23 protein-coding genes are annotated in these 22,222 nt (G+C 56.0%); 8 read left to right on the forward strand and 15 right to left on the reverse strand.

Annotation, left to right across the window (positions count from 1 at the left end):
- The first annotated feature begins 35 nt into the window (after positions 1–35).
- Positions 36–836 (forward strand): 30S ribosomal protein S2, encoded by an 801-nt coding sequence (rpsB, locus tag ACR0AY_RS02610; RefSeq protein WP_170637669.1) that lies wholly within the window; start codon positions 36–38, stop codon positions 834–836.
- Between the two features lie 76 nt (positions 837–912).
- On the forward strand, positions 913–1,788 hold the full coding sequence (gene tsf, locus ACR0AY_RS02615) for a translation elongation factor Ts (RefSeq protein WP_170509912.1): 876 nt from the start codon (positions 913–915) through the stop codon (positions 1,786–1,788).
- Positions 1,789–2,152: 364 nt separating this feature from the next.
- Here the strand turns inward: tsf and ACR0AY_RS02620 are convergent, their stop codons facing one another.
- The 3 genes from ACR0AY_RS02620 to ACR0AY_RS02630 form a co-directional block, all read right to left on the reverse strand.
- Positions 2,153–2,905 carry an autoinducer binding domain-containing protein gene (locus tag ACR0AY_RS02620; protein WP_170393076.1) on the reverse strand — a complete coding sequence of 251 codons (753 nt, stop codon included), beginning with the start codon at positions 2,903–2,905 and terminating at the stop codon, positions 2,153–2,155.
- Entirely contained in the window at positions 2,902–3,351 is a 450-nt protein-coding gene (gene aroQ, locus ACR0AY_RS02625; protein ID WP_170509909.1) for a type II 3-dehydroquinate dehydratase, read from the reverse strand. The genes ACR0AY_RS02620 and aroQ overlap by 4 nt, the downstream gene beginning before the upstream one ends.
- 129 nt (positions 3,352–3,480) lie before the next feature.
- The gene (locus ACR0AY_RS02630; protein ID WP_170509906.1) at positions 3,481–4,482 is read right to left on the reverse strand and encodes an NADPH:quinone oxidoreductase family protein; all 1,002 of its coding nucleotides are present in this window, start codon (positions 4,480–4,482) and stop codon (positions 3,481–3,483) included.
- 108 nt (positions 4,483–4,590) lie between these two features.
- Between ACR0AY_RS02630 and ACR0AY_RS02635 the strand changes: the two genes are divergently transcribed.
- The 4 genes from ACR0AY_RS02635 (at position 4,591) to ACR0AY_RS02650 (ending at position 8,709) form a co-directional block, all read left to right on the forward strand.
- Positions 4,591–5,409 carry an SDR family NAD(P)-dependent oxidoreductase gene (locus tag ACR0AY_RS02635; protein ID WP_170509903.1) on the forward strand — a complete coding sequence of 273 codons (819 nt, stop codon included), beginning with the start codon at positions 4,591–4,593 and terminating at the stop codon, positions 5,407–5,409.
- A gap of 27 nt (positions 5,410–5,436) precedes the next feature.
- Positions 5,437–6,468, forward strand: coding sequence for a phosphotransferase family protein (locus tag ACR0AY_RS02640; RefSeq protein ID WP_480453691.1), 1,032 nt, complete (start codon positions 5,437–5,439; stop codon positions 6,466–6,468).
- A gap of 107 nt (positions 6,469–6,575) precedes the next feature.
- Positions 6,576–7,793, forward strand: a complete 1,218-nt coding sequence (locus tag ACR0AY_RS02645) for a serine hydrolase domain-containing protein (RefSeq protein ID WP_170509897.1) — start codon at positions 6,576–6,578, stop codon at positions 7,791–7,793.
- Positions 7,794–7,842: 49 nt separating this feature from the next.
- The gene (locus tag ACR0AY_RS02650; RefSeq protein WP_170509894.1) at positions 7,843–8,709 is read left to right on the forward strand and encodes an acyl-CoA thioesterase; all 867 of its coding nucleotides are present in this window, start codon (positions 7,843–7,845) and stop codon (positions 8,707–8,709) included.
- Here the strand turns inward: ACR0AY_RS02650 and ACR0AY_RS02655 are convergent.
- Positions 8,706–9,473, reverse strand: coding sequence for an SDR family oxidoreductase (locus ACR0AY_RS02655; RefSeq protein WP_170509891.1), 768 nt, complete (start codon positions 9,471–9,473; stop codon positions 8,706–8,708). The two genes, ACR0AY_RS02650 and ACR0AY_RS02655, sit on opposite strands and share 4 nt — an antisense overlap.
- Before the next feature lie 132 nt (positions 9,474–9,605).
- On the reverse strand, positions 9,606–10,835 hold the full coding sequence (locus tag ACR0AY_RS02660; protein ID WP_170509888.1) for an acyl-CoA dehydrogenase: 1,230 nt from the start codon (positions 10,833–10,835) through the stop codon (positions 9,606–9,608).
- A 98-nt stretch (positions 10,836–10,933) separates the two neighbouring features.
- Here ACR0AY_RS02660 and ACR0AY_RS02665 point away from each other — a divergent pair, with 98 nt between their 5' ends.
- Positions 10,934–11,845 (forward strand): LysR substrate-binding domain-containing protein, encoded by a 912-nt coding sequence (locus ACR0AY_RS02665; protein ID WP_170509885.1) that lies wholly within the window; start codon positions 10,934–10,936, stop codon positions 11,843–11,845.
- Here ACR0AY_RS02665 and phoB read toward each other — a convergent pair.
- The 10 genes from phoB to ACR0AY_RS02715 form a co-directional block, all read right to left on the reverse strand.
- Positions 11,842–12,531, reverse strand: a complete 690-nt coding sequence (gene phoB / locus ACR0AY_RS02670; RefSeq protein ID WP_170393066.1) for a phosphate regulon transcriptional regulator PhoB — start codon at positions 12,529–12,531, stop codon at positions 11,842–11,844. The two genes, ACR0AY_RS02665 and phoB, sit on opposite strands and share 4 nt — an antisense overlap.
- 12 nt (positions 12,532–12,543) lie before the next feature.
- Positions 12,544–13,245, reverse strand: a complete 702-nt coding sequence (phoU, locus tag ACR0AY_RS02675) for a phosphate signaling complex protein PhoU (RefSeq protein ID WP_170393065.1) — start codon at positions 13,243–13,245, stop codon at positions 12,544–12,546.
- A 16-nt stretch (positions 13,246–13,261) separates the two neighbouring features.
- A complete protein-coding gene (pstB, locus tag ACR0AY_RS02680; RefSeq protein WP_170393064.1) occupies positions 13,262–14,059 on the reverse strand; it encodes a phosphate ABC transporter ATP-binding protein PstB in 798 nt (265 codons plus the stop codon).
- Positions 14,060–14,071: 12 nt separating this feature from the next.
- The gene (gene pstA / locus ACR0AY_RS02685) at positions 14,072–15,388 is read right to left on the reverse strand and encodes a phosphate ABC transporter permease PstA (protein WP_170393063.1); all 1,317 of its coding nucleotides are present in this window, start codon (positions 15,386–15,388) and stop codon (positions 14,072–14,074) included.
- A complete protein-coding gene (pstC, locus tag ACR0AY_RS02690; RefSeq protein ID WP_170509883.1) occupies positions 15,385–16,857 on the reverse strand; it encodes a phosphate ABC transporter permease subunit PstC in 1,473 nt (490 codons plus the stop codon). Before pstC ends, pstA begins: the two co-directional genes overlap by 4 nt.
- 88 nt (positions 16,858–16,945) lie before the next feature.
- Entirely contained in the window at positions 16,946–17,986 is a 1,041-nt protein-coding gene (locus ACR0AY_RS02695; protein ID WP_170393061.1) for a substrate-binding domain-containing protein, read from the reverse strand.
- Between the two features lie 181 nt (positions 17,987–18,167).
- On the reverse strand, positions 18,168–19,199 hold the full coding sequence (locus tag ACR0AY_RS02700) for an ATP-binding protein (RefSeq protein WP_170646058.1): 1,032 nt from the start codon (positions 19,197–19,199) through the stop codon (positions 18,168–18,170).
- Between the two features lie 6 nt (positions 19,200–19,205).
- Positions 19,206–19,727, reverse strand: a complete 522-nt coding sequence (locus ACR0AY_RS02705) for a gamma carbonic anhydrase family protein (protein WP_170646059.1) — start codon at positions 19,725–19,727, stop codon at positions 19,206–19,208.
- Positions 19,724–20,365: a guanylate kinase gene (gene gmk, locus ACR0AY_RS02710; protein WP_170393058.1), complete on the reverse strand. Its 642-nt coding sequence runs from the start codon at positions 20,363–20,365 to the stop codon at positions 19,724–19,726. The genes ACR0AY_RS02705 and gmk overlap by 4 nt, the downstream gene beginning before the upstream one ends.
- 15 nt (positions 20,366–20,380) lie before the next feature.
- Positions 20,381–21,271 (reverse strand): YicC/YloC family endoribonuclease, encoded by an 891-nt coding sequence (locus ACR0AY_RS02715; RefSeq protein WP_170405806.1) that lies wholly within the window; start codon positions 21,269–21,271, stop codon positions 20,381–20,383.
- 232 nt (positions 21,272–21,503) lie between these two features.
- Between ACR0AY_RS02715 and ACR0AY_RS02720 the strand changes: the two genes are divergently transcribed.
- Positions 21,504–22,175 carry a PAS domain-containing protein gene (locus ACR0AY_RS02720; RefSeq protein ID WP_170509872.1) on the forward strand — a complete coding sequence of 224 codons (672 nt, stop codon included), beginning with the start codon at positions 21,504–21,506 and terminating at the stop codon, positions 22,173–22,175.
- Positions 22,176–22,222: the final 47 nt, after the last annotated feature.

Genomic DNA, 22,222 nt, shown 5'->3' on the forward strand with positions numbered 1-22,222 from the left:
CCGCCGAGGCGTAAACCGGAAAAGGAAAGTAAAGCATGGCTCTTCCCGAGTTCACCATGCGTCAGTTGCTAGAAGCTGGCGTTCACTTTGGTCACCAGACACAGCGTTGGAATCCCCGCATGGGCCCGTTCATCTACGGCTCGCGCAATGGCATCCACATCATGGACCTGACTCAGACCGTTCCGATGCTGGATCAGGCTCTGCAGGCTGTTCGTGACACCGTCGCAAAAGGTGGCCGCGTTCTGTTCGTAGGTACCAAGCGTCAGGCTGCTCAGCCGATCGCAGACGCCGCTGAAAAGTCGGCTCAGTACTACATGAACCACCGCTGGCTGGGCGGCACGCTGACCAACTGGAAAACCGTTTCCCAGTCGATCAACCGTCTGAACCAGATCGACGAAGCCATGGAAGCTGGCGCCGAAGGCCTGACCAAGAAAGAGCGTCTGGGCATGGAACGTGATCAGGCCAAACTGCAGGCTTCGCTGGGCGGTATCCGTGAAATGGGCGGCGTTCCGGATCTGCTGTTCGTCATCGACGTCAAAAAAGAAGCACTGGCGATCGCCGAAGCCAACAAGCTGGGTATCCCGGTTGTGGCTGTTGTCGACACCAACTGCTCGCCCGACGGTGTTGACTACATCATCCCCGGCAACGACGACGCAGCACGCGCAATCGCTCTGTACTGTGATCTGGCCGCACGCGCCGCTCTGGACGGCATGACCGCTCAGATGGGTGCTGCTGGCGTTGACTTGGGTGCGTTCGAAGAGGCGCCGGTTGAAGAAGTGGTTGCCGAAGAAGCACCCGCGGAAGAAGCCGCACCGGAAGTCAAAGCCGAAGCGTAAGCTGCCCGTCACGTAAATGACATATGGGGCAGGGTAGACCTGCCCCAATTCCGTTTGAATTGAGGAGAGCCAAAAGATGGCAATCACAGCAGCAATGGTAAAAGAACTGCGCGACTCGACCGGCGCAGGCATGATGGACGCAAAAAAAGCGCTGACCGAAACCGGCGGCAACATGGACGAAGCCGTTGACTGGCTGCGCACCAAAGGCCTGGCCAAGGCGGCCAAGAAATCGGGCCGTACTGCAGCGGAAGGTCTGGTTGCTGTTCACGTCAACGGCGGCAACGGTGTTGCAGTCGAAGTGAACTCGGAAACCGACTTCGTTGCGAAAAACAGCGAATTCCAAGAGATGGTCGGCAAGATCACCTACGCAGCCGAAGGCGTTGATGACGTCGACGCGCTGCTGGCTGCTGATCTGGGCGGCAAGTCTGTTGCAGATACCCTGACCGACAAGATCGCCACCATTGGTGAAAACATGTCGGTCCGCCGCATGTCGAAACTGTCGGGCGATACCGTCGTTTCCTACGTTCACAACGCGGCGACAACCGGCATGGGCAAAATCGGCGTTCTGGTCGCTCTCTCCGGCGGTGATGAAGGCTTCGGCAAGCAGGTTGCAATGCACATTGCAGCTGTGAACCCGGCGGCCCTGTCCGAGGCGGACATGGATCCGGAAGTCGTCGAGAAAGAGAAGCAGGTCCAGATGGACATCGCTCGCGAATCCGGCAAGCCCGAGCAGGTGATCGAAAAGATGATCGTCGGTCGCATGAAGAAATTCGTCGCCGAAGCGACCCTTCTGAACCAGGACTTCGTTGTGAATCCTGACCTGACCGTCGAAGCGGCTGCCAAAGAAGCAGGTGCTACCATCACCGGTTTTGTCCGCATGGAAGTAGGCGAAGGCATCGTGGTCGAAAAAGAAGACTTTGCTGCCGAAGTTGCAAAGGCAGCCCAAGGCTAAAATCTTTTGCAGCTTCGGTTAGAGGCTGCAACAAATACCGAGCCCGGTTGCATAGCGCAGCCGGGTTTTTTTTCATGTCAAAAGCCTGAAAACCGATGCTTGCGAAGATTGGTGAATTGAGGGGCCCTGCATGATGGGGATGGAAGGGCCCCTCAATAATCCTGACAAAGAGACGTGGACGAATAGACGCCTCGGTGTCAGAGCGATCAGAGAGCTTTGGTATAACAAAGATCCGATCAAAACGTTCCCTGGCTAAAGCCACCACTCACGGAACAATATCAATTTGCAATTTTATCGGGAGATTCGGAAAGTCATGTATTCCTTACCCTAGGTCAATTTGATGCTAATTAGCATCAAAATAGGGTCATGCTTCCATCACAAACATCTGATTCTGCAACGCGGCCTTCAACACGGCCTGTGCCGTTGTTTCAACCGAAAGCGCCTCACGCGCGAGTCTCAGATGTTTTTCCACCGTTGCCGAAGTCAAACCCATCAATAGCGCGATGTCCTGCGTGGTCTTTCCGTCGCCGACCCATTGCAATGCTTCGCGCTGTCGTTTGGTCAGCGCGCGGTTCGGGGCATGATATGGCAAGGTCAGGATTTTGAGATGGGCAACATTGTTCATCAGAAGGATGTCGTCGCCGTGCTCGTTCCAAACCTCGTCCATCTCCTCCTGGCTGTGATTACGTGCCGCAAGCGAAATCGCCCCTTTGGAACGCATCGATACCGAATTGAAGCTGACCGTATAACCTACTGTAATATCGCGCGACTTATTGAACTCGAAAACCCGAAGCTCTTCGTTCGACATGACCCCGCTGGACATCATGTCCTGTATCATGCTCCAACTTGCAGCGCCTTCGTTGTTCAGCGCCCATTTCAGCATGGGGGCGTGAAAATACAGGCCGGATTGAAGGAACCCTTCCAAGTAATCCGAGCAGTGATTAGTCAGGATTACAAAGTCTTCTGGATCGCCGAGCGAAGTCGCCGTTCGGTATTGCGTATACCCATACAACAGCCGGTCGAAGCCATACTTTTCCATCTGGCGGCAATGTGCATCCCAAAGCTCTTCCAGAGTTTTCGTGTAGCTCAGAAAATTCAGATACTCTTTGAGGGTCATCCTGTGTCCCTCTCAGCCAGATGCGCGGCAATCGCGTTCAGTGCAAGAACATAGCTTTGCGCGCCAAAACCACAGATCTGTCCAATCGCGACTGGTGCGATATGCGATTTGTGACGAAACGCCTCGCGCGCGTGGATGTTAGATAAATGAACTTCAACCACGGGTACTTCGGCCGAAGATATCGCATCCATCAGCGCAATCGATGTATGCGTGAATGCGCCTGCATTCAGTACTATGCCATCCTGAACGCCGCGTGCCGCGTGGATCGCATCAATCAGCGCGCCTTCGTGATTGGATTGGAGATGGGTTATGTTTTGACCCAGCGTTTCACCATGCGCAACGCACAGGTCCTCGATCATCTGCAACGTCGTTGCGCCGTAGACCTCGGGTTGCCGTGTACCAAGCAAATTCAGGTTCGGACCATTCAGAACCAGGATATTGTGCATATTCAAACTGTCCCCATCTTCCTTTTTTCATAAACATGAATTTAAAGGCCGTCCAGCGACCTTCGCTCTTATGGGTAGAGCTTCATTGACGCATGCAGGTTGCTGGATCGGCTCAATCCCATCCTCTATTCAATTATCTTCCATCGTGACCACAACTTTACCGAGAGCCTCGCGCCGTTCGAGCATGCCAATTGCCTCTGCCGCCTGGGTTAGCGGAAATCGTGCACTGATACGGGGTGAAATCTTTCCCGATCCATATAGGCGGAACAACTCGGCCAGGTTTTGTGCGTGCCCCTTCGGGTCGCGAAGTACGGACGCACCCCAGAACACCCCGACGATCTGACAGCCCTTGAGCAAAGTCAGGTTCAGCGGAATGCTGGGGATGCCGGCAGGAAAGCCAACAACCAGATAACGCCCGCCCCACGCCATACTTCGCAAGGCGGGCTCAGCGTAGTCTCCGCCGACCGCGTCGTAGACCACATCCACACCTTCGCCCAGGGCCAGTGCCTTTATCTCGGCGGACAGGGCCTTTTGCGCTTCGCGGTCCAGATCGCGTGGATAGATCAGCGTCTGGTCTGCGCCAATATCTCTGCAAAACAATGCTTTGTCTTCAGACGAGACCGCCGCGATCACATGTGCCCCCATCGCTTTGGCTAGCTCAATCGCCGCAGACCCAACGCCACCGGCGGCCCCCAGAACAAGCACTTTTTCGCCGGGCTTAAGTAGCGCACGGTCCTTGAGGGCGTGGTATGAAGTGCCGTAGGTGAAGACAAAGCTAGCCGCATCTTCAAACGGCATCACGTCGGGTATCTTGACGGCAGTCGCTGGTTTGAGCTTCAGATGCGTGGCGAACCCTCCGTGCCCTGTCAGCGCCAGAACCCGATCACCAGGCGCGAAGTCTGTGACGCCTTCTCCGACCGAGACAACTTCTCCGGCGATTTCACCACCTGGCGCAAAGGGGCGGGGTGGTTTTATCTGATAGAGGTCCCGGATCATCAGCGTATCAGGGAAGTTCACCCCGGCGGCGCGGATACGCATTACAATTTCATCTGACTCAGGGGTTGGATCGGGCAGGGTGGTCAGTTCCAAACTCTCGGGGCCGCTTGGTGTGACGCTGAGTAATGCCTGCATGTTTTTCAATTGCCTCTTGCTTCACCTGTTTTGAAATCGTTGGATTGTCAGCACGTATTGTCAAGAAGACCTCACGCCAGAATCCCAGATCGCCTGAATGGAGTGCACATGACGCCCGAGACTTTGTTTTCGCTCAGTGGAAAGACGGCACTGGTAACTGGGGGTGCCACCGGTATCGGCCGAATGGCGGCCGAGGCGTTGGTACGTGCCGGGGCGCATGTGCTGATCGCTTCTCGCAAAGGCGAGGCATGCGAGGAGGTTGCAACGGAGTTGAACGCTCTGGACGCGTCAGGCTCGGCCGAGGGGTTTGCTGGCAACATCAGCAGTGAGGCGGGTGTAGATGCGTTGGTGGATGAAGTCAAAAATCGCACTCAAGCGATTGATATATTGATGAATAATGCAGGTGTGTCTTGGGGCGCGCCGATGGGGCAGTTCCCTCATTTCGCTTGGGACAAAGTCATGTCGGTTAATGTCGCAGGCGTATTTGATCTGACCCAAAAATTGCTGCCACTTCTGATGAAATCCGCAACCGACGAGGATCCTGCGCGGGTCGTCAATGTAGGTTCGGTCATGGGTGAGGTCCCGATGGGTGACGGGGCCTACAGCTATTCCGCGTCCAAAGCGGCGGTTATTCACCTGTCCAAAATCATGGCTAAAGAATTGGCACCATACAGAGTCACGGTGAATGCGCTGGCCCCGGGACCATTCGTATCGCGCATGACGGCCTTTGCCACCGAAGACGAAACCAAGCGCGCGCGCGTCGGCAAAGGTGTTCCACTGGGCCGGGTTGGCCAGGCCGAGGATATCGCTGGTTGCATGTTGTTTCTATGCGGTCGCGGAGGCAGCTATGTCACTGGCGCGGTCATCCCTGTCTCCGGCGGGATAAATGTGCAGACCGGTGGCAATATCTTTGCCGATGCCCTTTAGCCGTGGGTTCATACGCAGGCTGAATATATGACACACACTGAAAACACTTTGGATATCAAGTCCGTCGACGCTTATCTAAACACGCATCTTGTTGGTTATCATGGCCCTCTTGAAGCTACAAAATTCACCGTGGGTCAGTCGAACCCAACCTATCTGCTGCGTACGCCGGCCAAATCCTATGTTCTGAGACGCAAGCCGCCGGGCATATTGCTGAAATCCGCACATGCAGTGGATCGGGAATTTCGCGTACAAGCGGCGCTGGCTGGTAGCAATGTGCCCGTCCCGCAAGTACATCTGCTTTGTGAAGATGACAGCGTCATAGGCTCTGCCTTTTACGTGATGGAGCATCTGAAAGGGCGCACATTTGTCGACCCTGTCATGAAAGGCGAAAACAATGCGACGCGCACGGGTGTGCTGAAAGAGATGAATCGCGTACTGGCCGAACTGCACATGGTCGATATCGATGCGGTGGGTCTTTCGGATTTCGGACCTCCAGGCAACTATTTCGAACGGCAAATTGCTCGCTGGACCAAACAATATCGCGCCTCTGAGACCGAAAAAATCGCCGAGATGGATCAGCTGATCGCCGAGCTTGAGCGCCAGATCCCCGAGGATGACAATCAAAGAACACTGGTTCATGGGGATTACCGCATCGACAATCTGATGTTCGAGGCGGATGGAAGCGCCTGCATCGGAGTGCTGGATTGGGAGCTATCGACCATCGGCCATCCATATGCCGACCTGGCGGCCGTCATCATGCAGTGGCAACTGCCACCGGGCAAGGAGGGACGGGGGCTGGCTGGCGTGGATCGGTTAAGCCTCGGGCTGCCGTCCGATCAGGACTTCATCGCCAATTATTGCGCACGCCGCGGCCTGCCAGGGATTGAGAATTTTGGCTTCTACCTTGCTTTTAACTTCTTTCGGATGGCCGGTATTCTGCAAGGTGTCTACAAGCGGGCCTTGGATGGAAACGCGTCAGACCCAGCACGCGCTAAGGCTTTCGGTGCCTATGTGCCGGTCTTCGCCCAACACGGATTATCTGCGCTGCAAAAAACGTAGGCAGTATTCTCGGCGCACTTCAACAAATCCAGCAAAAATCGGCAGAATTCGCTGTTGCCTAGGGTCTTACGAAGGCAAAATCGGCCTGTTCAAGATGGAGTTGCCTCATGGGATTTGATCCGACCGCGCAGACCCACATCCGCCAATGGATGCACAGATATGTTGAGCAGAAGAAATACGCAGGCAGCGCCCTTCTGATCCACCAGAACGGGCAAGAGGCATTCTTTCACGCATGTGGCCGCCGCTGCATTGAAACCGACCTCGCGTTCCAGCGCGACAGCCTGGTTCGGATCTATTCGATGACTAAGCCTGTGACGTCCGTTGCTTTGATGATGTTGGTGGAACAAGGGTTGTTTCATCTAGATGCCCCGGTTTCCGATTTCCTGCCAGAGTTTGCAACGATGCAAGCTTTGGTCCCGGGTGCAACGCAGTTGAACCAGACCGAGGACGCGCCGACACCCAGCTTGCATCAATTGCTGACGCACACCAGCGGGCTGAGCTACCCGTTCAATCCCGGTCTGTTACCCGAGGCTATGGATGCGTTTGATCTAATCTTTTCCCCGCAACAGGGTCTGCTGGCGGATCGGGTCAAAGTGCTGGCAGAGTTACCGCTGGCGTTTCAGCCAGGCAGTCGCTGGGAGTACTCGGTCGGGATCGACGTGATTGGCCGCGTGATAGAAGTTGTATCAGGCAAACCGCTGGACGTGTTTCTGACCGAACACATCTTTCGACCACTTGGGATGAGTGAAACCGCGTTTTCAGTGCCTGAAGGGACAGGGGACCGATTTGCCTCGCTCTACACCCCGCTTGAGGGTGATGCCATGGCGTTGAACGCGGCAAAGTCCGGTGGCGAAACATTGCGGTTGGTGGATCAGCCCGGAGAGTCGCCGTTCGAGGCAGCAACGACCTTTTCTGGCGGTGGCGGATTGATCAGTACCATCGACGATTACAGCAAGTTCGCCGAGATGTTGCGAAACAAAGGAACCGCAAATGGCGCGCGATTGCTCGGGCCGAAGACTGTAGAATTCATGTTTCGCAACCATTTACCGGACGATATTGCATCCATGGGTCCACAAAGCTTTGCAGAGCAACCCATGGAAGGCACAGGCTTTGGCATCGGAGGCGCGGTGGTACTGAACCCGGCGCGCACCCGAGCCCCAAGCTCGGTTGGCGACTATGGCTGGGGCGGGATGGCCTCCACCTATTTCTGGATCGATCCGGTCAACGCGCTTTCAACAGTGTTTTTTACACAGCTCTCGCCATCCAGCTCTTATCCATCCCGAGCCGAGTTAAAGGCGCTTGTTCACGCGGCGCTCGTTGAATGATCGGTGTTTGAGTGATACCGGAAAAGGCCAAGACGCCGGAGAGCCCCGAATGACCGAAGCCGAACGCATATTGCTTGATCTGCTGAATATCGAACCGCTTGAGGTCGATTTGTTTCGCGGAACCGGTTCTGGTGGCGAGACACCAACGCGTATCTTCGGCGGGCAGGTGATCGCGCAAGCGCTTGCGGCAGCGTACAGGACGGTCGAGGATCGTCTATGCCATTCCTTGCATGCCTATTTCATAAGGCCCGGCGATCCGTCAATTCCGGTTATATATCAAGTGGATCGCGCGCGCGATGGTGGTTCTTTTACAACCCGCCGCGTGGTTGCGATCCAGCATGGCAAGCAAATTTTGAACATGTCGGCCTCGTTTCACAAGCAGGATGACGGATGGGAACATCAGCATCCGATTCCGGACGTTCAAGCGCCCGAGCACCATCCATCGCGTGACGAATTGCGCGAAAAATACCTGGATCGCGTTCCCGAAAAGCTGAAAGCTGAATTGCTGCGCGAGCGCCCGATCGAAGTGCGCGAAATTGATCCGCTGGACCTGTTTGCACCCGCCAAGGCAGATGACAAGAACCACGTCTGGTTTCGCATGGGCGCAGCGAACCACGCGGACACCGTCACACAACATCTTCTATTGGCCTATGCCTCGGATATGAGCTTGCTCAGTTCCGGAATGCGGCCCCATGGGCTGAGCTGGTTCACTGGTGAAATTGATGGGGCCAGTCTGGACCATGCCATCTGGTTTCATGCACCCGTGCAGTTTCAAAACTGGCATCTGTATTCGATGGAGTCGCCGTGGACAGGGCAGGGGCGCAGCTTCAATCGGGGTTCGATCTTCTCGCAGAATGGCGAATTAGTTGCATCCGTCGCGCAAGAAGGCCTGCTCAGAAGACGGAAACCGCGCTAAGAACTGCCAGCAAACCTTTGATTAAGCTTCATCATTCCACCCAACCATCGGTCGTAGTCTTCTGTTTTTAAACGCATATAGTCAAGCACTTGTGGATGCGGAAGAATCAAGAAACGTTCATCCGCCAGCGCCTCGACACAGGCTTGGGCGACCTCATCAGGTTCAATTATTCCGTCAATCGCGGCGACCGAATCCTCATGTCCACGTATCATCTCCGACCGAACGGCCTGTGGACACAGAACTGAGACCCTGAGACCTTTGTCGCCATAGGTCATCGCAACCCATTCAGCAAAACCCACAGCCGCATGTTTGGTTACGCCATAAGGGGCTGCGCCGGGTTGATTGAGCAATCCAGCCGCTGAAGCTGTGATCATTAAATAACCACCATCACGCGCAACCATCCTTGGGATCAGGTGCCGCGCGGTCCAGACATGAGACATAACGTTGATCTGCCAGATGCGGTCCCATTCAGCATTCGGCACTTCAAATCCACCTAGGGTGAGTATTCCCGCATTGGCAAAGAATAAATCAATCGGAGCGATCGTATCCTCGACAGTCTCAATCAGATTTCGAATATCACTTTCCTTGGACACATCACAGCTGAGTGCATCACCGCCAATTTGCGCCGCCACGGCCTGCGCGCCGGCAAGGTCGATATCGGCGCAGACTACATGCGCACCTTCTTCTGAGAACCGCTTGGCAAGACCTTTACCTATGCCATTTGCAGCGCCAGTGATGACGACGGTCTTCCCAATCAGAACCATTGCATAGCTCGTGTCTTACTTCTCAAACACAGCGTAACATATTGGCAAGCCACGACCAATGTGTGTTCTATAGTCGTGGCTCGCTTCCTATTTTTTTACATAATACCGATTATACGATTAATAGATGCAATCTCAGTAAAATGCCTGTAGCCCGGTTTGCGCCCGCCCCAGGATCAATGCATGAACGTCGTGCGTGCCCTCATAGGTGTTGACTGTCTCAAGATTGATCATGTGACGCACCACCTGGAACTCAAGTGAGATACCGTTGCCGCCGTGCATGTCACGCGACATCCGCGCAATGTCCAATGCCTTGCCGCAATTGTTACGTTTGATGATCGAGATCATCTCGGGCGCAGCTTCAGCCTGATCCATCAGACGGCCGACGCGCAAGCTTGCTTGCAGTCCCAAAGAGATTTCGGTCTGCATCTCTGCCAGTTTGCGTTGAAACAACTGGGTCTGCGCAAGTGGTCGATTGAATTGTTTACGATCCAAGCCGTATTGACGCGCTGCGTGCCAGCAGCATTCCGCGGCCCCCATCGCACCCCAGCTGATACCATAGCGTGCGCGGTTCAGGCAGCCGAACGGTCCCTTGAGACCCTGAACATGTGGAAGCAAAGCGCCCTCGTCCACCTCAACGCCATCCATGACAATTTCACCTGTGATCGAAGTACGCAGGCTCAGCTTGTTCTCGATCTTCGGTGCGCTCAGGCCCTTGGTGCCTTTATCCAGCACGAACCCACGAATCTTGCCGTCATGCGCATCTGACTTGGCCCAGACCACATAGACATCTGCGATCGGTGCGTTTGAAATCCACATCTTGCTGCCGGTCAGACGATACCCGCCATCAATCTTCTCGGCGCGGGTCTTCATCGCCGCCGGGTCCGAACCCGCATCCGGCTCTGTCAGGCCAAAACACCCAATCCATTCGCCGCTTGCCAGTTTCGGCAGATATTTGCGACGCTGTTCTTCGCTGCCATAGGCGAAAATCGGGTACATCACCAACGAGCTTTGCACCGACATCATCGAGCGATAGCCGGAATCCACCCGTTCAACTTCCCGCGCCACAAGTCCATAAGATACGTAGCTTGCACCGATCCCACCATATTCTTCGGGGACTGTCGTGCCCAACAGGCCCATTTCACCCATTTCACGAAAGATCTCGGGATCGGTTTCTTCGTTTGCAAAAGCCTTGGTGACACGCGGCTGCAATTTCTCCTGGGCGTAAGCGCGCGCGCTGTCGGCAATCAGGCGTTCATCCTCTTCCAACTGGTCCGACAAGCGAAATGGGTCGTCCCAGTTGAAACGTCCAAGGTCAGGCGCATCTTTTGCGCGCAGGACAGGATTTGTATCTGGAGCGTTCATTTTGCTTCTCCGAATTGAATGGGTTTGGGCAAGTATAATCTGAGAAATATTCAAAAAACAGCGAGACATTTGCATTGTTTCATGATCAAAACGCATAGATGGACACCAAGCGCCCTATCCTGCCGCCTATATCCGCGCTGCGCGCGCTTGAAGCTTTGGATCGCCTTGGATCAGCCTCGGCAGTCGCGGATGAAATGGCACTGACGCAGAGCGCGGTCAGTCGGCAACTGCAGACGCTTGAAGCGCATTTGGACGCAGAATTGGTCAGCCGTGATCGCAAGCGATTGTCACTGACAAAGGCTGGACAGGACTATGTACAAGAAATTCGGCCAGCCTTGTCTCAGATCGCGCAGGCGGCGCTGAAACTGCACATTTCCCCTGTCGGTGGGACATTGAATCTGGCGATTCTGCCGACATTCGGAATGCGCTGGCTGGTACCGCGTCTGCCGGATTTCGCCCGCCGCAATCCGGATATCACAATCAACATGACCACGCGGTTGCGACCGTTTAGTTTTGCTTCGGAACCCTTTGATGCGGCTTTACATTTTGGGGAACCTGATTGGCCCGGAACTGATCGCTTGCTATTAAGTGTCGAGCGGGTTTTGCCCGTCTGCGCGCCCGAGCTTTTACCCAAAGGCACTCCGACCTCACCTCGCGATCTGCTAAAACTGCCGCTGCTGCATATCCAGACACGACCGCGCGCCTGGCAGGACTGGTTTCAACAGATGGGTGTCACGCACCCGCATCCCCTGCCCGGCACCGTCCACGACCAGTTCAACACGATCAACCAAGCCGCGCTGCACGGCCTGGGTGTTGCCCTGTTGCCAAACTATCTGGTGGAACAAGACCTTGCGACAGGTAGGCTGGTTGCAGCCTTCCCTGACGCGATAGAGACGATGGGGGCATATTATCTGGTTTGGCCGCGCGAAAAATCGGATGACGGATCATTGCGAGAGTTTCGACACTGGCTTGCTTCTCAGGCCCAGACCGAAGAAGCACTGCCACGTTAGCCGAGCGCGTATCCTGCCCCGCGCACAGTGCGCACCGGATCTTCACCGCCATGTTGGGTCAACGCTTTGCGCAGACGACCGATATGAACATCAACAGTACGCGTGTCGACGTAGATATCGCGGCCCCATACGCGGTCAAGCAACTGCTCGCGGCTCCAGACCCGGCCGGGCTTTTCCATGAATGTGCTCAGCAACCGGAACTCGGTCGGGCCCAGTTTTAACAGCTTGTTGTCGCGGCTGACCTTGTGGGTCTCAGAGTCCAGTATGATATCGTCAAACTCCAACCGGATGCCAACGGTCGCTGGACGGACTCTGCGCAATTGTGTCCGTACACGTGCCATCAATTCGACAACCGAGTAAGGCTTGACCACATAATCATCGGCACCGGTTTCAAGGCCGCGCACTTTATCAACCTCTTCTGAGCGCGCCGACAGCATGATGATCGGAATTGATCGGGTGTCCGGCCGCGTTTTCAGGCGGCGGCAGACCTCGATACCGCTGAGATTGGGCATCATCCAATCCAGAACGATGATATCCGGGCGGTCTTCTTCGACCAGCAACAAAGCTTCGTCGCCATTAGCGGCACGGATTACCCGGAACCCTTCGGCGTCCAGATTATAGGCCAGTACCTCTCTTTGGGCCAACTCATCCTCAACAACCAGTACCGTCGGTTGATCAGCGGACATGACTGAGATCTCCTAGATCGTTTGCGACGTGTTGTCGGCTTTGGGGCGCGCTTCGCTGGGTCTCTCGCCGGTGACGAGATAGACGACCTGCTCGGCAATGGCGGTGACGTGATCGCCCATGCGTTCGATATTTTTTGCGATGAAATGCAGGTGCATGCACGATGAGATGTTGCGCGGATCCTCCGCCATGAAGGTCAGGAACTCGCGAAACAGGCCGTTGTACATCTGGTCCACTTCCAGATCCCGCTCGATCACGTCCTGCGCCAGCTCAGCATCACGCTGGATATAGGCATCCAGCGCGTCGCGCAGCATCCGCTCGACCTCGCGCGCCATTCGGCGCAGAGCGGCGGCACTGCCGTTGATTTCGCCGGCATTCACCAGAACGGTCGTTCGCTTGGCGATGTTCTTGGAGTAATCTCCAATCCGTTCAAGGTTGGTCGCAACCTTCAGCACGGACAGCACCAGCCGCAAATCGCTGGCCGTCGGTGCACGCAAGGCAATCAGGCGCGCGGTCTCTTCGTCAATCAGTTCTTCCAGTGCGTCGATGGCCTTGTCGCCTTGACGCACTTCATTTGCCAGTTCTTCGTCGCGGGTCTCCAGCGACCGGGCCGCGCCCATAATGGCGGCTTCGACCAGTCCACCCATCTTCATGATGTGTGCTTGGATGGCCTCAAGGTCGCGGTCGAACGCGGATGCAATATGTTGTTCGCTCATTGCAGTTATCCTGTGCTCAGCCAATCCGGCCGGTGATGTAACTTTCGGTTCGGGGATCTTCGGGGTTGGTGAAGATCTGCCCGGTTTCGCCGAACTCAACCAAGTTCCCCAGATGGAAAAACGCTGTCTTCTGACTGACCCGCGCGGCCTGTTGCATCGAATGGGTTACGATCACCACTGAATAGCGTGAACGCAGTTCGTCAATCAGTTCCTCGACCTGCGCGGTTGCGATTGGGTCGAGCGCCGAACAGGGTTCGTCCATCAATAGCACCTCAGGCTCGGTGGCTACGGCGCGCGCGATGCAAAGACGCTGTTGCTGACCACCAGAAAGGCCGGTACCGGGGGCATCCAGACGGTCCTTGACCTCATCCCAGATCGCACCACGACGTAGAGATTTCTCTACGATTTCATCCAGTTCTGCCTTATTCTTGGCAAGGCCGTGGATACGCGGACCGTAAGCCACGTTGTCATAGATCGATTTGGGGAACGGGTTCGGTTTTTGAAAAACCATGCCGACCTTGGCACGCAACTGTACCGGATCGACGCGCTTGTCGTAAATGTCTTCACCGTCCAGCAGGATATCACCCTGCACCCGGCAAATGTCGATTGTGTCGTTCATCCGGTTCAGACAGCGCAAGAAGGTGGATTTACCGCAGCCAGAGGGACCGATGAAAGCCGTCACAGTCTTGTCTTCGATATCGACGCTCACGTCCTTAATGGCGTGGGTCTCACCGTAGTAGACCTGAACCTGCTTGGCGTTGATCTTGATGTCTTTGGAGTCCACGGTTCTCTCCACTCGTGTCATATCGTTCATTTTAAACCCCTCCTACCAGCGGCGTTCAAAGCGGCGGCGCAGGATGATAGCGATGATATTCATGGTCAGCAGGAACATCAAAAGGATGATGATGCCGCCCCAGGCTTTCTCGTAAAAACCCACATCGGCACGCGCGGCCCAGGTGTAGATCTGTGCCGGCATGGCCGAGTTCGGCTCGGTGAAGCCCGCCAAAAAGCCATCGGGATAGCCTCGGGCGACAAAACCCACCATGCCGATCAACAGCAACGGAGCAGTTTCACCCAGCGCCTGCGCCAAACCAATGATGGTACCAGTCAGGATACCGGGCGCGGCCAACGGCAGCACGTGGTGGAAGACGGCCTGCATCTTCGAGGCCCCTACCCCCAACGCCGCGTCGCGGATAGACGGGGGAACCGCCTTTAGCGAGGCTCGGGTCGAGATGATGATCGTTGGCAGGGTCATCAGCGTCAGCACCAGACCACCCACCAGCGGTGCCGACTGCGGCAGGTGCATGAATTGAATGAACACTGCCAGCCCCAGGATACCGAAGACGATGGACGGAACGGCGGCCAGGTTCGAGATATTCACCTCGATCAGGTCGGTAAATTTGTTCTGCGGCGCAAACTCTTCCAGATAGATCGAGGCGGCGACCCCAATGGGCAGCGATAGGCACAGCACCACCAGCATCATGAAGAACGAGCCAACAACTGAGGCACCAATACCCGCGCCACCGGGGTTATCCACGCCCGAGTCCGCACCAGTGATGAACGGCCAGTTGAATGCCTGTTTGATGATCCCTGCCTCTTTCAACGCGTCCACCAGATCCAGATCGCTGAGTTGCAGGAAGCGGCTGTCCTGCAGGGTGTCACGAGACACCCGACCCTTGAAGTAGCCATCCACACGGCTTGAAGCCGCCAGATCGAACATGATCGGCTCACCCAGCTTGCTAGGATTATCGGCATAGAAGGTTCGGATCGTACCGCCGATTTTGCCCAACAGACGCTCGATGGCATCCTGATCGAAATCCACGGTGATGCCACTTTCGGCTAGTTGTTCATTCAGTTCCGCAATGAACAGATTGGAGTAGGCCTTTGTCTTGAACATCGTGCCTTCGGCTTCATCGCGCTGCGCTTCACTCAGCGTGAATTCTAAACTGATAACTGTGCGCTGGAAGGCCGGGATGCCCTGCGACAGGATTGAGGCAAACAGCACAATCAGAAAGAACAGTCCGGTCGCGATGGCGACGATCCCATAGGCGCGAAAACGCTTTTCGGCAGCCGCGCGTTTTTTGGTCCGGGCATCGGATGCAGTCAGCGAGGTCGAGGTGTTTTGCATGCTGGCGTCGGTCATTCGTACTGCTCCCGATACTTGCGCACGATATAAAGGGCGAAAACGTTCAGCCCCAGCGTGAGGATGAACAGCGTCATGCCAAGCGCGAAGGCGACGAGGGCCTCGGGCGAGGCGAAATCGGCGTCGCCTGTCAGCTGGCTGACGATCTTGGCGGTTACGGTGGTCATGGCCTCGAACGGGTTCAGGTCCAGACGCGCAGCGGCCCCTGCCCCCAGAACCACGATCATGGTCTCACCAATTGCGCGCGAAGCTGCCAGCAAGATCGCACCGACGATCCCGGGCAAGGCTGCGGGCAAAACGACCTGCCGGATGGTCTCGGATTGTGTGGCCCCCAGCCCGTAAGAGCCATCACGCATGGCCTGAGGCACCGCGTTAATGATGTCGTCGGAAAGCGACGAAACGAACGGGATCAGCATGATGCCCATGACAAGACCGGCGGTCATCACCGCCGTACCGGCTTTCATCCAGCCCAATCCGTCATCCCCGAACACGCTCAGCAACAGCGGGCCAACGGTCAGCAGGGCGAAAAGGCCGTAAACGATGGTCGGGATACCGGCCAGCACCTCAAGCATCGGTTTGGCGATCGAGCGCACGCGCGAAGAAGCGTACTCACTGAGATAAATCGCAGCGAAAAGACCGATTGGCACGGCCACCAACAACGCCACCAACGAGATATAGAACGTGCCCCACAGCAAGGGGATGATACCCAGATCTGATGCCCCGCCACGGCCCGAGAAACTGGGCGCCCAGGTAGTACCGAAAAAGAACTCTGATGCCGGGTAAAGCTTGAAGAACTCCCACGTATTGAAAACCAGCGAAAGGACGATGCCGACCGTTGTCAGGATCGCAATCGACGCAGCCGCCAGCAGCATCACACGAATTCCCTGCTCAACCACATTGCGGGCACGATATTCAGAATGCGTCTGGAACCAACTGAACGCAGCACCGGCCAAGGCGACCAGTATCACAGCGACGGACATGATCGCGTAACCGGTTGAATTTATCGCCCGATAGGCTTGAGCTGCATGCAAAACCATCTGCGTGATGTCCGAGGTTACGACTTGACCCGCGTCCTTCAACTTTTGGGTCATCTCGGAAATATCCGCCCGCGCATCCTGTGCGAGCGTTTCGGTGAGATGTCCCTGGGCAACGGCACTGTCCAGACCATTTGCGGTCCGACGCACCTCGGCCATAACAAGACTGCGCGACGATCCTTCCTTGATCGCCGTTTCGGGAACCATCTCCGAGACCTGAGAGTTAACGTAGAGCGGCTGAACCAGCAGCCAGACGATCAACAAACCTAAGGCGGGAACTATGACTTTCAGTGCGACGTTCGCGCCATAAAACGAGGGAAGAGAATGCAGATTGCGGCTGTCCCCTCCGGCACTTTGCAAGGCGCGCATTCGCCCCAAAACATATCCGACTGCCGCGATCGCAAGCACGATCAGAATGAGCCAAAGAATTGGCATGACGCCCCCATAGGTCTTGATCGGGATTAGGGAAAAATTGGGGGCGACAGAAAACGCCGCCCCCAGTCAATTCAATCGGGGTGAGGGATTAGCTGCCCGAACCCAAGGTTACTTCGTTGGCAATCGCGTCCTGCGTTTTTGCCAGTTCAGGATCGGCAACCAGACCGTAGTTGGCCAGCGGGCCCGAGGGACCAGCAATTTCTTCATGAGTGAAGAACTGGGCGTATTCTTTCAGACCGGGGATCACGCCGATATGCGCTTTCTTGACGTAGAAAAACAGCGGGCGCGAGACGGGGTATTCACCCGACGCGATGCTCTCGGTCGACGGTGCGATACCACCCATCGTAGCCACTTTCAGCTTGTCGGTGTTGTTCTCGTAGAACGCCAGACCAAACACGCCGATACCATTGGTGTTGGTATCGATGCGGGCCAGAGTTTCGGTGTAGTCACCGTCGATATCGACCGATTTGCCGTCGGTGCGCACGTCCAGGCATGCATCTTCGGCGTCATCTTCGCTTAGGCCGCCCGCGACCATGGCTTCCATCGCGCCCGTCGCTTCACAACCTGCCAGCAGAACTTTGTCTTCGAACACTTCGCGGGTGCCGTGCTTGGTGCCCGGGATGAACATTGCGATTTCCACATCCGGCAGGTCAGCGTTGAACTCGGCCCAGCTGTTGAAGCTGTTGTCGACCAGCGCGCCATCTTTCATCACTTTCGATCCGATGGCATTGTAAATATCCGCAGGCTCAAACGCCGTGAAGGCAGGACCCGACTGCTGGCTTGCAAATACGATGCCGTCATAACCGATGCGGACTTCCATGATGTCGGTCACACCGTTTTCGGCGCATGCTTTAATCTCTTTTTCACGGATGGCACGCGATGCGTTTGCAACGTCGATCGTGTTTTCACCGACGCCTTCGCAGAAGCGTTTCAGACCGGCGGACGAGCCGCCTGATTCAACAACCGGTGTGGGGAAGTCGGTATTTTCACCGAACAGTTCTGCAACGATTGACGCATAAGGCAGAACGGTGGAAGAGCCAGCAACTTGAACGTTGTCACGCGCAGCAGCAGTGGTTGCCGAGACGGCAGCGATAGCCAGCGCAGAAGCCGACAGTTTTACAAAGGACATTTCAGTCTCCTTGAAAAGGATGGGTACTGATCATCCCCATGATGATCTGAGCGCAGCACTATGACGCCTGCGTAAGCCTTTTGTGACAGGTATGTAACGGTTTCATGACAACTCATGAATTTCTCAGAAATTCTTAACTTGACGATGCGTCACCCCAGTAAAGCCTGCGTTTGGCACGACCTTAGCGTGGTAAAATGACCGTAAACGTCGCTCCCTGCCCCGGTTCACTTTCCACACGCAACCTGCCCCGATGGCGATTGACGATATGCTTCACGATCGCAAGCCCCAGTCCGGTTCCGCCCAACTCGCGCGAGCGGTGACTGTCTGCGCGATAGAACCTTTCGGTCAACCTGGGCAGGTGTTTGGCATCAATACCGGGCCCTTGATCAATGATCTTGATCCGTACCGCAGGACCGCGCATCGCCGTATCCCGCTCAGACAGGGTTACGACCACACCGACCTTGCCACCGCTGCCCCCGTATTTGATCGCGTTTTCAACGAGATTGGTTATCACCTGACGAAGCTGATCGCTGTCTCCGACCATCTCGATCGACTCGTTTGGGGCATCCAACGAAACAACAACACTGGCATCATCCGCCAGCGGTCGCAGAGTGTTTAAGGTCGATTGAATCAGGCCTGTCAGTTCCAATGGCTCTTTAGGTCTGACCCGTTCTTCACTTTCCACCCGATTGAGCGACAGCAAATCCCCCACAAGCCGGTTCATCCGATTGGCCTCATCCGCCATGATCTGAAGAAAGCGGTCGCGGGCGGCGGTGTCGTCGCGGGCGGGGCCTCGCAATGTTTCGATAAACCCCATCAAAGCCGTTAGCGGCGTGCGCAATTCATGGCTGACATTGGCCACGAAATCGCGCCGCATCTGACCGGCCTGTTCCAGATGCGTGATATCCTGAAATACCGCCAATACCGCCTCGGTCCCGCCGACGAATCTGCACTGCACCTCAAACGTCGTATCCTGAGCACCATCATTGGACAGATGCCGCGCTTTGCCGGGCTGCTTCGAGCGCAGGCATTGTTCGACGGCATCGATGACCTGAGGCTGGCGCAGGATTGTGGCAAAATGCCTGCCTTCGATTGCGTGCCCCAAAAGCGTCCGCGCCTCGCTATTTGCGGCGACAATACGCTCGGTCCGACCAACCAGCACGGCGGGCATCGGAATGGCTGAAACCAATTCGGCAAGCAGGGTATCCGTCATGCGCGTTTAGACCGGACGCAATGTTTGGCGAAACTTGCGCATGTTGTCCTGATAGTGCAGCGCACTCAGCGTTAGTTTCTGGGCCGCCGCCTCATCAAGCTGCCGCACAACTTTGCCCGGCGAGCCCATAACCAACGAATTATCGGGAACCTCTTTGCCTTCGGTGATCAGCGCCCCCGCCCCTATCAGACAGTTCTTTCCGATCTTCGCTCCGTTTAGAACGATAGCCCCCATACCGATCAGCGTATTGTCTCCGATCGTGCAACCATGCAGCATGACCTTGTGACCAATTGTGCAGTTCTTCCCAATGGTCAGCGGATAACCCGCATCGATGTGCATCACGCAGTTTTCCTGCACATTGCTGCCTGCGCCCACACGGATTTCTTCGTGATCGGCCCGGATGGTGCACCCGAACCAGACCGAAGCGCCTTGTTCCAGGACTACTTTGCCGATCAAGTTGGCGTCGGGGGCTACCCAGGTGTCTTCGTGAATTTGCGGCGAGTGATCGCCCAAGGCATAGATGGTCATGACAAGCCCTCGAACTCGGTCTGCAACGAGCGGATGTGGTTCTGCAGGCTGGGCTGTTGGATGCGACGCATGCGTTCTGCGCTGACGATGGTCTTCAGCTTTTCCTCGGTGGTATCCAAATCATCGTTGATCAGAACATAGTCGTAGTAGCCCCAATGGCTGATCTCATCCCAGCTTTTCAACATGCGCTTGGCGATCACATCCTCACTGTCCTGCCCACGCCCTTCCAGCCTGCGCCGAAGCTCGCGGATCGAGGGCGGGAGGATGAAAATCGACAACGCATGCTTGCCCAGATCCGAATTGCGGATCTGCACTTCTCCCTGCCAATCGACATCAAAAAGCACATCGCGCCCCTGTGTGATGGACTCGCGGACCGGTCCAGCAGGAGAGCCGTAGAAGTTGCCGAACACATGCGCGTGTTCCAGCATCTGCCCATCCGCCACCTGCTGTTTGAACTCGTCCTCGGATAGGAAGTAATACTCCCGGCCATGCTCCTCACCCGGGCGCGGAGCACGGGTGGTGGCCGAGATCGAGAATTCCAAACCGACATCCCATTGCATCAAACGGCGGGCCAGAGTGGATTTACCTGCGCCCGAAGGCGAGGACAGTATGATTAATAGACCGCGGCGATCCGCCATGTGATGTTCCCGTCCTTATTCCACGTTCTGCACTTGCTCGCGCATCTGATCGATGACCGCTTTCAGCTCCAACCCAACCGCCGTCAGTTCGGCATTCTGCGATTTCGAGCAGAGCGTATTGGCCTCACGATTGAATTCTTGCATCAGGAAATCCAGCTTACGCCCAACCGGGCCGTCTTGCGTCAGAAGGGAACGCGCCGCAGTGACATGGGCCTTCAACCGGTCAATTTCTTCGGTGATATCGGCCTTGACCGCGATCAGGGCCAGTTCTTGTGCAACGCGATCAGGGTCCGCACCTTGCGTATTGTCGAGAACGCGCGTCAGATTTTCGCGCATGTTTTGCGCCATTTCCTCGCGGCGACGCTCGGCCAGATCAGCGGCCTGATCCGTCAGCTTTGCGACTTGGTCGAGTTGTCCCGCAAGAATGCCTGACAGAGCTTCACCTTCGGAACCGCGCATCTCAATGAATGAAGCAAGCAAGCCACCGAACTCAGATTTCAGGTGCTCGACAAGCTGGGCTGGATCATCCGCGTCAGCTCCGGCTTCCAACATCCCTTTCAACGCAAGAAGATCACTGGCTTTGGAGGGAGCCAACAATACGCCCCGCGCGCCTGCAAGCGCTTCGGTCTGGGCCAGTGCATCCAGCGCAGCTTCCATCGCTGGGGTATTCAACCGGACATCCGCGGCGGTTTCTTCCCGTCCCATCCGAAGGGACAGCGTGATGTTCCCTCGGTTGACCTGCTTCGACAGATCGCCTCTCAGCGCGGCCTCTAACCCTGTCAACCAATCGGGAAGCCGCAGACGTAAATCCAGCCCCTTGCCATTGACGCTGCGCAATTCCCAAGTCCAGCTATGGGGACCAAACGCCCCCTTGCCCGAGGCGAAACCGGTCATGGATTTGATCATGCCTGCCCTTTCCGTCAAATTCACTGGTCGCACCTAATGCCATTGACCAGCAAGGGGCAAGACCTTGCTCATTCCCCAATCAATGCCAAGAGGTTAACCATTCGTTAAAGAATTGCTCCAAAATTGTATTAACCCGTGTCAATCTGACAGTCAGAAAAGCTGGCGGATCGCAGCTTTGCCCATTAGATGGCATTTTAGGAAAATCGCGAGTGATTGACGGTAGGGTGATGAAATGAAAACCTTTTTCGGGACTGGTTCCGGCTCAGAACTTGGAAAGATCATCGCAATGGACCGATTTGACAGCGGGCGAAGCCTTTCTCCCATCCGTCAGGCCGAAGCCTATTGGACCGCCTTGCTGACAGGTGAAGGCGTTCCGATGCGCTCGCAGATCGATCCGCGCGGCCTGGAGAATATTCTCGAATACACATTCATACTGGAACGCATCGCGCCGGGTTTGGCCCGGTTTCGGCTGGCGGGAAGTCACCTGAACAATCTGGCGGGCATGGAAGTTCGCGGTATGCCGCTAACGGCTTTTTTCGAACCGAGCGCCCGCGATGATGTCAAATCCATTCTGGACCAAGTCCTCACCGGCCCCGCGGTTGCCGAACTGGGCTTGCTTTCGAAAGGCAAGCTCGGACGAACCAGCCTTCAGGCCCGCATGATCCTGCTGCCGCTTAAAAGCGATCTGGGCGACGTCAGCCGCATTCTTGGGGTCATGGTCAGCGACGGAACCATCGGGGCGACACCGCGTCGCTTCATCGTCTCGGATCGCCGCGTCAACACGATCTCTGATTTGCAACAGCCTCCGAGGCCTATCCAACAGCAAGCAGAGGGGTTCGCTGAAGACCAGACCACGTTCAAAGGGGCACCGCACCTAAGGTTGGTATCATCACGTGACGACTAAATGAAAACGGCGGGCATGAGGCCCGCCGTCTTACTAATTCAGGATGT

It is taken from the genome of Ruegeria sp. A5 (assembly GCF_056543005.1).